The organism is Paraburkholderia acidicola, from assembly GCF_002362315.1.
GTDB lineage: Bacteria > Pseudomonadota > Gammaproteobacteria > Burkholderiales > Burkholderiaceae > Paraburkholderia > Paraburkholderia acidicola.
The window spans coordinates 640359-655118 of the sequence record NZ_MTZV01000004.1 but is presented as its reverse complement, the minus strand read 5'-3'; the positions used below and the strand labels follow the sequence as shown (position 1 = coordinate 655118).

At 62.2% G+C, this 14760-nt stretch carries 13 protein-coding genes; 2 read left to right on the top strand and 11 right to left on the bottom strand.

The window, feature by feature from the left end; translation table 11 throughout:
• Positions 1–8: 8 nt before the first annotated feature.
• From BWP39_RS13165 to BWP39_RS31480, 4 genes are all read right to left on the bottom strand, one after another.
• Positions 9–1085 (bottom strand): LLM class flavin-dependent oxidoreductase, encoded by a 1077-nt coding sequence (locus tag BWP39_RS13165; protein ID WP_096722536.1) that lies wholly within the window; start codon positions 1083–1085, stop codon positions 9–11.
• A 204-nt stretch (positions 1086–1289) separates the two neighbouring features.
• Positions 1290–2705: an MFS transporter gene (locus BWP39_RS13160; protein WP_096720786.1), complete on the bottom strand. Its 1416-nt coding sequence runs from the start codon at positions 2703–2705 to the stop codon at positions 1290–1292.
• Between the two features lie 75 nt (positions 2706–2780).
• Positions 2781–4271 (bottom strand): FAD-dependent monooxygenase, encoded by a 1491-nt coding sequence (locus tag BWP39_RS13155; protein WP_235851421.1) that lies wholly within the window; start codon positions 4269–4271, stop codon positions 2781–2783.
• A 10-nt stretch (positions 4272–4281) separates the two neighbouring features.
• Positions 4282–5232: a LysR family transcriptional regulator gene (locus BWP39_RS31480; RefSeq protein WP_133116868.1), complete on the bottom strand. Its 951-nt coding sequence runs from the start codon at positions 5230–5232 to the stop codon at positions 4282–4284.
• Between the two features lie 100 nt (positions 5233–5332).
• Here BWP39_RS31480 and BWP39_RS13140 point away from each other — a divergent pair, with 100 nt between their 5' ends.
• Complete coding sequence (locus BWP39_RS13140) at positions 5333–5992, top strand: NAD(P)-dependent oxidoreductase (RefSeq protein WP_096720780.1); 660 nt, start codon at positions 5333–5335, stop codon at positions 5990–5992.
• Positions 5993–6500: 508 nt separating this feature from the next.
• On the opposite strand, the gene BWP39_RS13135 is transcribed toward BWP39_RS13140, so the two are convergent.
• A complete protein-coding gene (locus tag BWP39_RS13135) occupies positions 6501–7664 on the bottom strand; it encodes a hypothetical protein (RefSeq protein WP_096720778.1) in 1164 nt (387 codons plus the stop codon).
• A 345-nt stretch (positions 7665–8009) separates the two neighbouring features.
• Here BWP39_RS13135 and BWP39_RS13130 point away from each other — a divergent pair, with 345 nt between their 5' ends.
• On the top strand, positions 8010–8738 hold the full coding sequence (locus BWP39_RS13130; RefSeq protein WP_096720776.1) for a class II aldolase/adducin family protein: 729 nt from the start codon (positions 8010–8012) through the stop codon (positions 8736–8738).
• A gap of 14 nt (positions 8739–8752) precedes the next feature.
• Here BWP39_RS13130 and BWP39_RS13125 read toward each other — a convergent pair whose 3' ends face one another.
• The 6 genes from BWP39_RS13125 to BWP39_RS13095 all read right to left on the bottom strand — a co-directional run bounded on the left by BWP39_RS13125 (position 8753) and on the right by BWP39_RS13095 (position 14684).
• A complete protein-coding gene (locus BWP39_RS13125; RefSeq protein WP_096720774.1) occupies positions 8753–10105 on the bottom strand; it encodes a purine-cytosine permease family protein in 1353 nt (450 codons plus the stop codon).
• A 220-nt stretch (positions 10106–10325) separates the two neighbouring features.
• On the bottom strand, positions 10326–11321 hold the full coding sequence (locus BWP39_RS13115) for a 5-oxoprolinase subunit C family protein (RefSeq protein ID WP_096720770.1): 996 nt from the start codon (positions 11319–11321) through the stop codon (positions 10326–10328).
• Complete coding sequence (locus BWP39_RS13110; protein ID WP_096720768.1) at positions 11311–12189, bottom strand: 5-oxoprolinase subunit B family protein; 879 nt, start codon at positions 12187–12189, stop codon at positions 11311–11313. Before BWP39_RS13110 ends, BWP39_RS13115 begins: the two co-directional genes overlap by 11 nt.
• Positions 12186–13622: an acetyl-CoA carboxylase biotin carboxylase subunit gene (locus tag BWP39_RS13105; protein ID WP_096722534.1), complete on the bottom strand. Its 1437-nt coding sequence runs from the start codon at positions 13620–13622 to the stop codon at positions 12186–12188. Before BWP39_RS13105 ends, BWP39_RS13110 begins: the two co-directional genes overlap by 4 nt.
• A 5-nt stretch (positions 13623–13627) precedes the next feature.
• Positions 13628–13870, bottom strand: coding sequence for an acetyl-CoA carboxylase (locus BWP39_RS13100; RefSeq protein WP_096720766.1), 243 nt, complete (start codon positions 13868–13870; stop codon positions 13628–13630).
• Positions 13871–13904: 34 nt separating this feature from the next.
• Positions 13905–14684, bottom strand: a complete 780-nt coding sequence (locus tag BWP39_RS13095) for a 5-oxoprolinase subunit PxpA (protein WP_096720764.1) — start codon at positions 14682–14684, stop codon at positions 13905–13907.
• Between the last annotated feature and the right edge of the window lie 76 nt (positions 14685–14760).

Sequence of the window (14760 nt, the reverse complement as noted above, 5' to 3'; positions counted from 1 at the left end):
CCTTGAGTTCAGGCAGCGTGACGCACGCGCGACGTCAGTTCGCGGGTCGCGGGAATCAGTTCGCGGCCATAGTCGACAGCGTCTTCGAGTGGATCGAAACCGCGGATCAGAAACGTCGTCACGCCGAGTTCGTGATACTCGGCGAGCGTTTGCGCGACCTGCGCCGGTGTGCCGACCAGCGCCGTCGAATTCGAGCGTCCGCCGATTTCTTTGGCGACCGCGGTCCACAGCCGTTCATCCGCACGCACACCCGAGCCCGATGCAGCCAGCAAGCGGCGCGCCCCTTCGCTTTCGAGCGGTGCGCCCGTCCCGAGCCCCTGAGCTTCGCGCAGGCGCCGCGTCTCGGCGAGGATGTGTTCGGCGCGCTCCCAGGCGGCGGCCTCGGTGGCGGCGAGGATCGGCCGGAACGATACCGAGAAGCGCACGGTGCGGCCATGCTTCGCGGCTTCGGCGCGCACGCGCGTGACCTGCTCCAGCACCTGTTGCTTCGATTCGCCCCACAACGCGTAGACGTCCGCGTGCTTGCCGGCCACTTCGAGCGCGGGCGCGGACGCGCCGCCGAAATAGATCGGCACGTAAGGCGTCTGCTTCGGCTTGATTTCGGAGAACGCTTTCTCGAAGCGATAGAAACGGCCTTCGTGATCGAACGGCGCTGTTTCGGTCCAGACGCGCCGCAGGATCTGCAGATACTCGTCGGTACGCGCATAGCGCTCATCGTGCGCGAGGAAGTCGCCGTCGCGCCGTTGCTCGGTGTCGCTACCACCGGAGATGAAGTGCACCGCGAGCCGCCCGCCGGACAGCTGATCGAGCGTCGCGAGCTGCCGCGCAGCCAGTGTCGGCGAAACGAAGCCGGGCCGGTGCGCGAGCATGAAATGAACCCGCGAGGTGACGCTCGCCGCATATGCGACAGTCAGCATCGCGTCCGGGCTCGTCGAATGGTAGGGCACGAGAATGCGGTTGAAGCCGGCCGCTTCGTGGGCCTGGGCGAACTGGCGCAGATAATCGATGTCGAGGGCGGGGCCCTGCGCCAGATGGGTTTCCGACACTTTCTGCGGCTGGATCATGCCGATGAATTCGACGCTCACGCTGGCTCCTTGTCTGCGCGCCGACGCCATGAGGCGCCGTGCGGATAGCGACGGGCAGCGTGCTGCGAACGAAGTGCCGAGCACCTGCCGACTGTCTCGCAGGTTAACACCGGGCCATGCAAAGCTTAAATATTAAATGCCGATAAACATATCGGTTGCGCATGTTTGTGGCGGAGCCTCAGGTGAGGCGATGCGCGATGCAGGCTAGGTCTTTGCCGGGGCCGGGCCCCGGCTGCCGCGCGCGATTTCGTCGCCGGCATCGTGTGCGAGCCGGCGCGTGACCGGGATCGAGGCGAACGAACACAACCCGACGACGAGGAACGCCGGCCAGAAGTCCGACCACGTGATGGCCGGATGCCCGTGCAGCGAGCGTGTGATCTGCAGCACGATCCCGCCGATCGTCACACCGAGGCCGAGCGAAATCTGCTGCACGACGCTGCCGAGGCTGGTGGCGCGGCCGACGTCGCGGCTCTCGATCTGCGCGTAGGTCATCGAGTTCAGGCTGGTGAACTGCAGCGCCGGGAAGAAGCCGCCCAGCAGCACGACGACCCAGATGATCCACGTGGGCGTGCCCGGCACGAACGCGCCGCATGCGGCAATCGCGATGCCGGAGAACGCGGCGTTATACATCAGCACGGTGCGAAAGCCGAAGCGGCGCAGCGTGGTCGTGGCGAGCGTACGCATGAACATGCCGCCGAACGCCGATGCGCACGTGATGAGCCCCGACTTGAACGCGCTCATACCGAGCCCTTCCTGCAGGATGAGCGGCAGCAGAAACGGCACCGCACCGAGGCCGATACGAAACAGCGATCCGCCGAGCACGCTCGCCTGAAAGGTCGGCACGCGGAAAAAGCGCAGATCGAGCAGTGGCAGCGTCGCGCGGCGGGCGTGCAGAACGTACAGACCGAGCATCACCGCGCCGAGCACGGTCATCTCCGTGGCGGTCGTGCCGGACGCGAGTTCGCTGCCCACCAGCGAAAGCCCGAGCAGGAACAGCGACGCGCCGCCGGCCGACAGCACGAAGCCGGTCCAGTCGAGCGGCCCAGGATGCGGCTCGCGTGTGTTCTTGATGTGCTTGTTGGTGAGGTAGATGCCGAGAATGCCGATCGGGATGTTGATGAAGAAGATCAGCCGCCAGTGCAGGTAAGTCGTAATGAAACCGCCTAGCAGCGGGCCGGCTGCGGGCCCGAGCATCGCGGGCAGGCTCAGGTAATTCATCGCGCGGACGAACTCCGAGCGATCGACGACACGAAAGATAATGATCCGCCCGACCGGCACCATCATGGCACCGCCCACGCCTTGCACGAAGCGCGCAAGCGTGAAGGTGAAGAGCGAAGTAGAGGCCGCGCACAGCAGCGAACCGGCAACGAAGATGCCGATGGCCGTGCGGAACACCGTGCGGGCACCGAAGCGGTCGGCGAGCCAGCCGCAGACCGGAATGAACACGCCAAGCCCCAGCACATAACTGGTCACGGCGATTTTCAGGGTGACTGGGTCGCGTCCGAATGCGCGTGCCATCTCGGGCAACGCAGTGACGATCACGTTGGCGTCCACGCTCTCCATGAACATTGCACACGCAACGATCATGGGGGCAATGAAAGCCTTCGGAACAAGCGACATGGACAGCGTGGGGTGGTGAGACAGGGGTGAGCGCGAGTCGTGATTATTGCATCGATGTGCGGGTTTGCGCAGATGTTATTCGCGCGGTTCGCCGAATAATCGCAATGCGATCTGTGCCGCTTCGTCATGATCGGGAGACACATCCTCATTGCTGGCCCAGGCGACGAAGCCGTCGGGTCGCACGAGTAGCGCGCTTAAACCCAGCCGATTCTTGACTTCACTTCCAACGTACGTGATCCGGTCGCTCCAGCAGTTTGCTAGCTGTTCAAGTGCCGGGCGAGCGTCGAAGTCGAGGAGCAAGCCTTTTCCGTTCGCGAGAAGCTCGCCGAGCTTCGTTCCGTCGATCAACTCGAAGTCAGGCGCGCTGCGGCCCACCAGCGCATGATTGCCGCCCAGATCGTAGCGAAGCGAAACGCCCCAGACGCGCTCGGCGAAATAGGTCGCGCCGTCGCGTGTGTCGATGAGATCGCGGACGATCGCTTCGAGCGCGCGCGAACTCCGGCTGGGCCGCATCAGCGCGACCTGGGCACGCGACCAGTCGAGCACCTGCGCCCCCACCGGATGCCGCTCGCTCGCATAGCTGTCGAGCAAGCCGTCGGGCGCGTCGCCACGAACGGTAGCAGCGAGCTTCCAGCCAAGGTTCATCGCGTCGCCGAGCCCGAGGTTGAGCCCCTGGCCACCTAACGGGGAATGGATGTGCGCGGCATCGCCGGCGAGCAGCACCCGCCCTTTGCGGTAAGCCGTCGCCTGATACGTGCGATCGGTCCAGGTCGTGGCAAGGCGAAGGGCAGTCAACGTGACATCGGCGCCGGAGATATGACGCAACACCGCCTGCACGTGCTCGAGCGTGATGAGCTCGGTTCGATGAAATGCGCCGCCATCGAAAGCAACCATCGCGATGATCCCGGGCTGCGACTGAAAATACATACCGGTCGGCGTGTAGTGGCGGCCGAGACTCAGCGTGTCCGGATCGGCAAGCTCGACTTGAACCGAATAGCCGGTGAACTCCGGATCGGTACCGGCGAATTCGAAGCCCCCCACCTTGCGCACGACGCTGCGTCCACCATCGCAACCGACCAGCCAGCGCGCGTGAAAAGTTTCGCCACCCGCACGAATGGTCACTTCTTCGTCCGTCTGGTCGAAGTCTTCGACACCGAGACCCCGTTTGATCTCGACGCCGGTCGAGTCCGCGCGAGCGGCGAGAGCCGATTCGATGCGCGCCATATCGGCGGCCATGTTGGTATCGGCGGGACTGGGCAGGCGATACGCCCACTTCGACGTATCGATGTTGTCGAAGTCGAACGGAATGCCGGCGAAGTGCCCCGCCTGGCGACGGGCCGGTTGCGCGCGTTGCGGCATCGCGATGTCGTTCAGCAAGCCGCGACGGTAGAAGGCTTCGATCGTGGGCACCGACAGACCGCGCATACCGAACGGAAGGCGCTTCAAGGGCGAATCAGGACTAGCGGCCTGTTCCAGCACCAGCACCGAGAGTCCAGCGAGGCGCAGTTCACACGCGAGAAACAGGCCGACCGGGCCGGCGCCGGCGATTACAACGTCATAGATCAAGTTAGTTTCCTCAGTCGCTAGATGAACGCATTGTAGGCAGATCCCGAAAGTACGACCGCAACGCCTCGACGGCTGCCCGAACCTTTGCTGGCTGGCCATCCTTGCGCGGTGTCACCAGTGTCACGGGGTGAGTCGGAAACGTCCACTTCGGCAGAACATGAACCAGATTGCGGTGCTGGAGCGCGCTCAATACCTCGATATACGACAGGCGCGCTATCCCCAGTCCCGCCTCGCACATCTGATGAATCGCAGGTTGCGTCGTACTGATGACGCGCACGCTAACCTGCACCGTCTGTTTCATCCGTCTCTCACCGAAGAGCGTCACGGGTATGACCGGTGCCGCACCATCCGAAGAATCGACGGAGCGAGCGGCCTCGACCTGCTTCTCGAGCGTGATCCACTGATGCTCACTTAACTCCTGCGGACTGTTCGGCGTGCCGTTGCGCGCCAGATAGGCGGGAGAAGCACACAGGATCGTTTCGAGTTCGCAGAGCTTCTGGGTAGTCCAGCCGGAGTCGGCCATATTGCCTATGCGGATGGCGAGGTCGGCGCGCGCGTCGATCAGATCGATCATCTCGTCGCTTGCCAGCAGGCGCAGACGCAACTGTGGCCAGGTCGACAGGACCGAGGCCAGCGCCGGCGCGATGTAAGGCCCAAGGCCCAGTGGCGCGGCAATCCGCAACTCGCCGGTGGGCGCGTCCCGCGCCTCGCTCAATGAATCGCTTGCCGCTTTCCATGAGGCCATCAGTTGCAGGCAGTGCGCATAACACTGCTTGCCGTCTTCGGTGAGCGTCAGCTTGCGCGTCGAACGATGCAGCAGCGTGACGCCGGCATGCCGTTCGAGTGCCTTGATGGTCTGGCTGACCGCCGACGGCGTCATCCCCAGTCGTATCGCCGCCGCGCTCATCGAACCGTGCGAGACCGTTTCCGCGAAAACCACCAGTTGACGTAGATCGTTCATCTTGAAGTCAGGCTTAAAAGAGATCGTAGTTTGCGCTGTATTTTAAAGTCGAAGATGGGTCGGTAGCATGGTGTTTTCATCTTTACTTGTGAGAAAGACCATGAAAGTTGCGTTGATTGGCTCGTCGGGCTTTGTCGGCAAGCATGTGCAGAAGGAGTTGCTCCAGCGGGGGCATCAGGTCACGGTGATGGTTCGAAAGAGCGGCAGCATTGAGCCGCGAGAAGGCCTCAATGTCGTAACCGGCGACGCCTATTCGCCGGAATCGGTCGCAAGCGCCGTGCGCGGCCACGATGCCGTCGTGTCGGCGTTCAACCCCGGCTGGAACGACCCGGAATTGTTCGATAACTTCCTGCGTGGGCACGACGCTATTGTTCGCGGCGTCGAAGCGAGCGGGGTGCGGCGTCTGGTGGTGATCGGCGGTGCGGGTAGTCTCTTTGTCGCGCCGGGTGTCCAGCTTGTCGACACCGAGGACTTCATTGCGCACGTCCCGCCGAACATTCAGCCTGGCGCGAGAGCGGCACGGGACGCGTTGAATACGATGCGCAGCAACACCACACTCGACTGGACGTTTGTGAGCCCGCCGGCGTTTCTCGTGGAAGGCGAGCGCACGGGGACCTACCGTCTTGGCGCAGAGGACCTGCTGATGGATGGCGACAAGCCCGCCGGTATTTCAGTAGCGGACCTCGCTGTGGCGATCGTCGACGAGCTTGAGACGCCTCGCTATATCAAGGGGCGATTTACGGCTGCGCGCGAGGCGTGAGCTGAGTGACGCGCTCGCTGGGGACTGGAAATCTGCAAAGCACGGTGAGGGTAGACAACACAGGGGGTGTGCTGGCTATCCCGCCCGCCTGTGTACATATGTTCCGCACCTGGGACCACATTGCGAGGGCGGGGTGGCTCGCAACGGCGGCGTCACCCTGGAGGCGCCAGAACCACTGCGATGGGGATTGCTGGCAATAGCCACCGACGCCCCCCAGCAGAGTGCCGGGAGGGAATATCAGCGCTGCCACGCTGGCGGACGAAGTAGTACACGCAGCGGGTCCCTTGGGATCCCACTGTGCCCATGCTGGGTGTCCCGACGTCAATCCCAGCACCAGTACCAGTACCGGTACCAGGGCGGGGACTGGAATCCCAGACACGGATAGCGCGCGTCTGAACGCGTCGGGCCGGCTGATGTGCGTGTTCATGTTTTAACTCCTCGCTCTGTGCTCATGGAGTAATCGGGGTGTTTTAAAGGGCAACGTGCAGGTCGATGGGCAGACGCCAGTTCAGTACTGGGTAATCGCCATAGGGGCCCGGCATGGCGCGAGGCGGGCGACGGAGCATCTGCTGTAAATCGAGCGCTGCCCGCCTGGCGTCACCAGAAATATTTGCGCCTGGCTCGGAAGCTGGTCACCGAAATCATCTGTCACAAGGACGTTCCCACTCCCGTCGATGGTCGGCGCAATTCCGCTCGGCGTGATCCCCTGGGGTCCCTGCGAACTAACGCCGAAATCGGTGATCAGCGTGCGGACACCACTGCTGGAGATACCCCACAACGCGCCCTGACTATTGGTGCCACCGAGATTGTCCGTCACCACGATCGAGGCGCCCCGCAGGGTGGGGACCACGGCGATAGCCTGCGGTCCAGGGATAGTGAGTCCCTCTGTGCTGATACTAAAGTCGCTGAGATAGGTGCGATAGCCCTGGAAGTCCACGGTAAAGACCGACCCCTCACTGTGAAGGCCCTCAACGTCATCCAGTACGACCAGGCCCCCACTCGCGCCAAACACGCTCAATACCCCGGCGGGTACGGCAGCGATGGCAATGGGATTTACGCCTCCCGGGCCTTCCGAGCCGTTGCCGAAATCGCTCAGAAAGATGCGATTCCCACTAACCGGATCGACCGCGAAGACGGCACCGTTGTGGCCCGTGCCGGAGTTTTTATCGACGACATAGAGTGTGCCGCCCTGCCCGGAGGGTCCACTGACGTATGCAACGCCTACCGGGTTTTCTCCGAGACCCTGCCAGCCGTTACCGAAGTCGCTCAGGAGCGTGCGCTGCCCGTTGCTGGGGTTGACCAGAAACAGGGCTCCCGCTCCGTTGCTGCCCGCAAATGCATCCGTGACTGCCACGCTGCCGCCACCTTCACCCGGCGGCCCAGATGGCACCCAGGCCGTGCCTCCGAGATTGCCACTGCCAATCGGGCCCTGGGCGGGGTTGCCGAAATCGCTGAACGCGGTGAGTGTTCCATTGGCGCTGATCATCAGGAGCTCGCCGCCAAGGATGGGCACGTTCACGTTATCCGGCTGACCTGGGTCGGTCTGGAGGCTGGAGACCTGGGTTCCCAGCCCATTGTCGACCACCACGGTGGTCTGGGCCTGCACAGTGGCGGCACCTAGTAGTCCGGCTGCGACGAGAACCATCCAGAGTAATGTGCGTTGCGCTTGCATACGATGTCTCCTGTACGAATGAAAGGAGCCGTTGAGAAAAGATCGTGGTTATCGGGAGCGACGGCCTCGTTGAGGCGCTGACTGATGCGGGTGAATTGATACGGGTGGGTGCCGTGTATCGCTACGCAAAACGAAGTCGTCCGCCTGGCACGCTCGCGTGAAAGCGGTAAAAGAAACGGTGGACTGATTCGGGGTTTGAGATGGTCGGCTAGGAATAAGTCTAGGATAGGTCTGATGATTTACAAGAGACAAAGTCGGTGATTGGGAAGATTGCTTTCACTTAGCGAAACGATTCATGTCATTAAATCCGCGCGAGATATCGTGTGTCATTCAGGAGAATCGAACATGCAAACCGAAGCCGAATTACGAGTTGATCTGGCGGCCTGTTTCCGCCTGATTCACCTGTACGGATGGGACGACATCGTCTTCACGCATATCTCGGTGCGCGTGCCAGGGCCGGGGCATCAATTCCTCATCAACCGCTTCGATCTCACCTTCGAGGAAATCACGGCATCGAATCTGGTGAAGGTCGATTTTTCCGGCGACGAGACGGTAGCCCGAGAACTGCGTGTCAATCCTGCCGGACTGGTCATTCATAGTGCGATTCAGGAGAGTCGACCCGATGCCGAGTGCGTGGTGCATTGCCATACCCAGGCGGGCATCGCGGTATCGTCGCAGCGCGATGGACTTCTGCCAGTTTCCCAACAGGCTATGCTCGTGCTCAGCTCGCTCGGTTACCACGATTACGAAGGACTGGTTCTCCACGACGACGAAAAGCCGCGCCTCGTGAAGAGTCTCGGCCAGAACGAATACTTGATGCTGCGTCACCATGGTCTGCTCACTGTCGGTCGTACAGTGGCCGACGCGTTCAAGCGCATGTACACGCTGCAGCGCGCGTGCGAGACGCAGATCATGGCGCAATCCGGTGGGGCTGTTCTCGCCGAGGTGGCGCCCGCGGCGCGCGAGCGGCTGCGGGAAGATGTGCGCCGGGTGACTAAAGGTAATGACGGGGCGCTGATCTGGCCTGCGTTGCTGCGCAGGCTGGATCGGCTGGATCCGGGCTATAAGGACTGAAACGGGTCGCGCGGCTAACCGCGCACAAACCACGTTCGCTTAGCCGAATTGAGCATGCCCCGATACACGAGCCACGACACGACAAAACTCGCGGGTGCGGAAAACGACTGCACGGCACCTGGCACATTCATCAACACCAGACCGGCGAACGCACCTGCAAACCAGGCCGTCAAGCCACCAGGGTTAAACGCAGGCACATGCGAATCGCGACATTCGATTTCTCCGCCGATCAGCTCGTCGTAGCGTGTCGAAAGGATGTGTGCGAGCGCCACACCGACCCACGCGACCACAAAAATTCCCTGATACGCGAGCGCCTGCAGGATCTTCGAAAACACATCGGCCATCATCAACGCATAAACAACCGCACCGACGACAAGTGCCCACACGAACTTCGGCGCACGCAGCCCCGCGAGTTTCTGAAAGAAAGCCTGCATGTTAATGGCCGCAAGATAGTAGTTCGCGGTGTTGATGCGCGATTGCGTGACCCATACGAACAGCAGACCCCAGATCCCCATCAGCTTGAGCAGCGCAAGCACGACGGATACCTCCGAGAGCGCGCCGAGACCGGGAATCGTACTGACCAGATAGATGCCAGCTGCGCCATTCAACAGAAACGTGACCAGATAGAACGGCATGCCGAAGTTGAAGCGGCCGTGATAGACCGCATCCTTCTGGCGACCGAAGCGGGCGTAGTCGAAGGTGAACATCATCAGTACCCAGACGCCCATGTAGTACACGAAGCAACTCCACCAGCCGTTGGCAGGCACGCTGCCTTTCGGACCGAAGTCGAGCCACGCTGCGTTGTAGCCGTATTCATGCGTAGCCAGCGCGACGGCAGCGATCAGTCCGAGCAGATAGAACGGCAGCAGAACGCCGTTGAACTTGTCGAGCCAGTGCTGCACGCTGCCGAACACGAGCGGCACGCTGTAACAAACGACGATCAGCGCAGCCCACCGGTAGTCGAGCACGGGAAACAGGCTGTGTGCTGCAACGGCGATCACCGATCCTTCAAATACCGCGTAATAGATCGCAGTCGCGAAGAAGATCAACGTGGCGAGCGCGGCGCCCGCGCTGCCGAACAGCACGCGCGAAAACAACGCAACAGACAGGCCGGTGCGCACCGCGTAGCGGCTAATGACGGAATTGACGAGACCGTACGACACGACCGATAACGCCATCCCGATCAATGCATTGCGCGCGCCGTAATTGAGCGCGAGCGTTGCACCGACGACGATGTAAAACACCGCGCTGCACACGGCCCACCAGGCCATGGTGAGCGAGAACGCGGGCATGCGCGCATGCTCCGGTATGGCGACCGTCGATAGATCGAGATCGCTTGCGGCGGGTTCCTGCGCCGGATTGACCATGATCGTGCTCCTCAGTGCATCTACAGGTTTTGGGAACGGCACCGTCATGGCAACCGTGTCCGGTGCCATGACGACGTACGAGAGAAAGACCGACAGACAGACGGGCGTAAAACGACGAACGCAAGTGCTCCGTGCGGCGCATGGCGCTGCACGACTGGATCACGACATTGCATCGAAAGATCGCGGGAGCGGCGCGTAATTCAACCGCTCCACGAATGCGCTAGCGCAGCAACACCTCGCGCAACCGTGCGAGTCTCAGTTGAGCATCGCGACGGGCCGCAAGCGCCTGCGTCATGGTGACCGGCAGGAAGCGCGCCTGATGGTTCGGCTGCATTTGCCCGATCAGATCCATATCGGCGCTGATGACCGTGCCGATCGTGGCGTAGCCGCCACCGGACACCGCATCGAGATGCAGGATGATCGGTTCGAGCCCGGCTGGGACCTGAATCGAGCCAATCGGATAGCAGGCGTCGACGATGTTCGAGGGATCGGAACCGGCGCCGAACGGCTGTTCACGCTCGCGAAACTTGAGCGGTCGACCCTGTTTGTAGCGGTAACCGATGCGATCCGCTTCAGGGGCAACCGTCCACGTATCTTCGTAAAAGGTGATCGACGACTCGTCGGTCAACCGATGAAAGTAGAGACCGGGCAGCACGCGCAGTTCGACTTCGCGAGCGAGCGGCGTACGCAGTTTTTCGGGCAATTCGGTGCCTTCACGAGCGGGTCCTCGCGTTTGCCCGATCCGCAACTGGTCACCCTTCTGCAGGCGACGACCCTCGTGTCCGCCAAACGCGCCGAGTGTGTAAGTGGATCGGCTTCCGAGCATCACAGGTACGTCGATGCCACCCGCTACCGCGAGACAGGCTCGCGCGCCGCCCTTCACATACTCGAATGTCAGCGTGCTGCCTGCCTTGATGCGCAACGCGACGTTGCAGGCGTGGGCAACGCCGTCGATTTTGGGCTGCATCTCGGCACCCGTCACGGCGATCAGTGTGTCCACATGAAACAGAAGTTGCGGGCCAAGCAGCGTGCATTCGAGTGCAGCCGCGCCTTCGGGATTGCCGACCAGAAGATTGGCGGCGCGCAATGCGTACTGATCCAGCGCGCCGGACGGTGGAATGCCGACGTGGTAATACCCGTGCCGGCCCGTATCCTGCACCGATGTAGCCAGTCCGGGTTTGACCACCTCGATGGCGTAGAGCGGGTTAGTCGGCATGGAGCACCTCGATCAACGAGCGGTTGTAGGCCTCGGGGTCGCGCATGAACGACGCGAGCGAGAAATTCACCTCGCGCACGCGCAATGAAAAGGTCCCTGCATCGACCGCGGCCACGGCTTTGTCGTAGGTGTCGCGATCGATCGGTTTGAACTTGACGATGTCACCCGGACGAAAGAACACCATGAAGTCGCGCAGATAATCCAGGCGTTGTGCCGGATCGAAGATCGGTGCGGGCGTCACGCCGAACATCTGATATCCGCCAGCGCCGCGCACCGAGTAGATGCAGCCGAAGCAGCCGCCGTGGCCGACCGTCAGCTTTGGCGTATCGGTGCGCGGTCGCAGGTATTTCGGCACCTGCAACTGACGGGCACGTTCGACCATCTGGAACATGAATGGCAAGCCCGCTACGAAGCCGACCATTGAGACAAACCACGGGGAGCCGGAGTGCGCCGCGATGAAGTCGTCGACATCTTTTTTCCCGTTGATCCGCGCTGCGTACTCCAGGTCCGTCGAGGTCGGGTCCTGATGCCGTTCGCGAAAGCGCATGAGTGTTTCGTGCGTCCACGGATCGTTGTAAAGCACGGGCACCTCGACGATACGCGTCGCCATGTCGAGATCCGTCGCGTCGGCTACTTCGGCCTCGATTTGCTGAAGCAACGCGAGCAGCACGTCCGGTTCGATTACATCGGGATCGTATCGAACCTGGTAAGACGCATTGGCGGGACAGATTTCGGTGACGCCATCCACCTTGCGGCGCTGCAGTTCGCGCGTGATCGCGGTGCCCTTGAAGAACGCTTCGAGCGACATGTCCTCGCTGATTTCCACGAAGATAAACTCGTCGCCGCCGAATGTGTAGCGGATCGTCATTTCACCTCCTCGCTTTCAGCCGCCGTCGTTCTTGCGCGCCAGTCCGCCATCCACGCTTCCAGGTAGTTCGTGTGATAACGACCGGCGCGGATATCGTCGTCTTCGAGCAGCGCGCGGTGCAGCGTCGCGGTGGTCTTGATGCCCGCGATACGCAGTTCGCTCAACGCCCGTTTGAGCCGTGCGAGTGCGGCAGGCCGGCTTTCGTCAAACACAATCAGCTTGGCGAGCAACGAATCGTAGAACGGCGGGACGACGTAACCCTGGTAGAGCATCGAATCGATACGCACGCCAGGGCCTGTCGGCCAGACCAGCTCGTCGATGCGACCCGGGCACGGACGAAAGTCATGCTCGGGGTCTTCCGCGTTGATCCGGCATTCGAGCGCGGCACCGCGCATCGCGATGTTGTCCTGCGCGAAACGCAACGGCTCGCCATCGGCGATACGCAGCGTCTCGCGCACCAGATCGATTCCGGTGATGGCCTCGGTGACCGGATGCTCGACCTGGATGCGCGTGTTCATTTCGATGAAGTAGAACTCATCGCGTGTTTCATCGAACAGGTATTCCAGCGTTCCCGCGCTGCGATAACCCACTTGCCTGGCAAGCCGTGTCGCGGATGCACATAGCGCGTTGCGTAGTGCCGGCGTGAGCGACGGTGACGGCGCTTCTTCGAGAATTTTCTGGCGCCGCCGTTGCAGCGAACACTCGCGTTCGAACAGATGAACGACATTGTCGCCGTCGCCGAGTACCTGCACTTCGATATGCCGGGCACGCGCGATGAATCGTTCGAGATACACCCCGCCGTTGCCGAACGCTGCCTGTGCCTCGCGTTGTGCAAGCGGCAGCTCAGTGTCGAGTTGCGCCGCGTCGTGCGCCACGCGGATGCCGCGTCCGCCGCCACCGGCTGCTGCCTTGATCATCATCGGGTAGCCGATTCTTGCTGCAATCTCGCGCGCTTCGTCGAGAGACAGCACGACACCGTTGCTGCCGGGCACCGTCGGTACGCCGGCGCGCTGTGCGGTTTCTCGCGCCCTTGCCTTGTCGCCCATGGTGGCGATGACGCTCGACGATGGGCCTACAAAGATGATCCCGGCGTTCTCGACCTGTGCTGCGAACGCGGCATTTTCGGAGAGAAAACCGTACCCCGGATGAATGGCGTCCGCTCCGCACTGCTGTGCGGCGGCGAGAATTGCCGCGGGGTTCAGGTAGCTCTTCGCCGCATGCGCGGAGCCGATGTGAATGGCCTCGTCGGCCATGCGGGCGGCCAGGCTCTCGCGATCGGCATCGCTTACGACGGCGACGGCCCGCATGCCCAGTTCATGGGCTGCGCGGATCACGCGTACCGCGATCTCGCCGCGATTGGCCACCAGCACCGTGCGGATGCGCTTCGGCTGATAGAACGGGCTCGTGGCGCTGCCCATGTTCGACGGGGTCATCGTGTTCATCCTTCGAGTCGCATCAAGACTTGTCCTGCATCGACCGGCTCGCCATCGTCGACAAGAATTTCGACGACGCGCCCAGCCGCGCTCGCTTCGACATCGTTGAACTGCTTCATCACCTCGACGAGTCCGACCACCGCGCCGCTTCCGATAGATGCGCCGACTTCGACGTAGGGCGCGGCGTCCGGCGAGGCGCGTCGATAGAAGGTGCCCGGCAGCGGGCTGACGATGTCGTGTAGTGGCATGGGTAGGCTCCTCTGTTTTTTCGGGTAGCTCGAACTAGCGGGCGATGGCGTATAACGGGGCCGCCACACGAATATCGTGGCTGGTCAGCGCGGCGCGCGTGGCCTCGACGAGTTTGAATGCGCCGGGCGTGTCGCTGTGAATGCAGACCGAGTCGAAGTCGATATCGATATCGTCGCCATCGACCGTGGTTACCCGTCCTTCCACACAGGCGCGCAGTACCTTCGCCGCCACCTGCGCCGGATCGAGTCGCACGACGTGCCGCGTGAACACAATCGAGCCGCTGTGATCGTAGTCGCGGTCCGCGTAAAACTCGCGGATCACCGGCTGACCGAGTTCGCGCGCAATCCGGTAGGTCACCGACGCTTCCATGCAATACAGCAACAGTGTCGGGTCCAGCGCTTGAAGCGTTTCGATCAGCAGGCGCGAGAGCGCTTCGTCGCGCGCGGCGAGCATGTACAGCGCCCCATGCGGCTTCACGTGCTGCACGCTGACGTTATAGAGGCGCGCAAATTCGCGCAGCGCGCCAAGCTGGAAAACGATGTCGTTGACGAGCGCCTGCGGCGTCTCGGTGATGGTGCGGCGGCCGAAGCCGACCAGATCGCGAAACCCCGGATGCGCACCGATCCCGACGCCCGCCTGCTTCGCGAGCTGCACCGTACGCGCCATGATGTTGGGGTCTCCTGCATGAAACCCCGTCGCAATGTTGGCCGAACTGATGAGCGGCATGATCTCCTCATCGACGCCATCGCCGATCTTCCATGGGCCGAAACCTTCCCCCATGTCGGAATTCAGGTCGACGCTGCGCTTCTTCATACGGAATCTCCTCCTGGTCAACGGTCCCGGCGGCTTGAAAGGACGCTTGCCGGACCTGCTCGGATGAACGTTATCC

Excerpts from the sequence above, each read along its gene's own strand:
- BWP39_RS13160 (WP_096720786.1), bottom strand. The coding sequence starts at position 2,705 with ATGTCGCTTGTTCCGAAGGCTTTCATTGCCCCCATGATCGTTGCGTGT.
- BWP39_RS13125 (WP_096720774.1), bottom strand. The coding sequence starts at position 10,105 with ATGGTCAATCCGGCGCAGGAACCCGCCGCAAGCGATCTCGATCTATCG.
- BWP39_RS31480 (WP_133116868.1), bottom strand. The coding sequence starts at position 5,232 with ATGAACGATCTACGTCAACTGGTGGTTTTCGCGGAAACGGTCTCGCAC.
- BWP39_RS13130 (WP_096720776.1), top strand. The coding sequence starts at position 8,010 with ATGCAAACCGAAGCCGAATTACGAGTTGATCTGGCGGCCTGTTTCCGC.
- BWP39_RS13115 (WP_096720770.1), bottom strand. The coding sequence starts at position 11,321 with ATGCCGACTAACCCGCTCTACGCCATCGAGGTGGTCAAACCCGGACTG.
- BWP39_RS13100 (WP_096720766.1), bottom strand. The coding sequence starts at position 13,870 with ATGCCACTACACGACATCGTCAGCCCGCTGCCGGGCACCTTCTATCGA.
- BWP39_RS13105 (WP_096722534.1), bottom strand. The coding sequence starts at position 13,622 with ATGACCCCGTCGAACATGGGCAGCGCCACGAGCCCGTTCTATCAGCCG.
- BWP39_RS13140 (WP_096720780.1), top strand. The coding sequence starts at position 5,333 with ATGAAAGTTGCGTTGATTGGCTCGTCGGGCTTTGTCGGCAAGCATGTG.
- BWP39_RS13095 (WP_096720764.1), bottom strand. The coding sequence starts at position 14,684 with ATGAAGAAGCGCAGCGTCGACCTGAATTCCGACATGGGGGAAGGTTTC.
- BWP39_RS13135 (WP_096720778.1), bottom strand. The coding sequence starts at position 7,664 with ATGCAAGCGCAACGCACATTACTCTGGATGGTTCTCGTCGCAGCCGGA.
- BWP39_RS13110 (WP_096720768.1), bottom strand. The coding sequence starts at position 12,189 with ATGACGATCCGCTACACATTCGGCGGCGACGAGTTTATCTTCGTGGAA.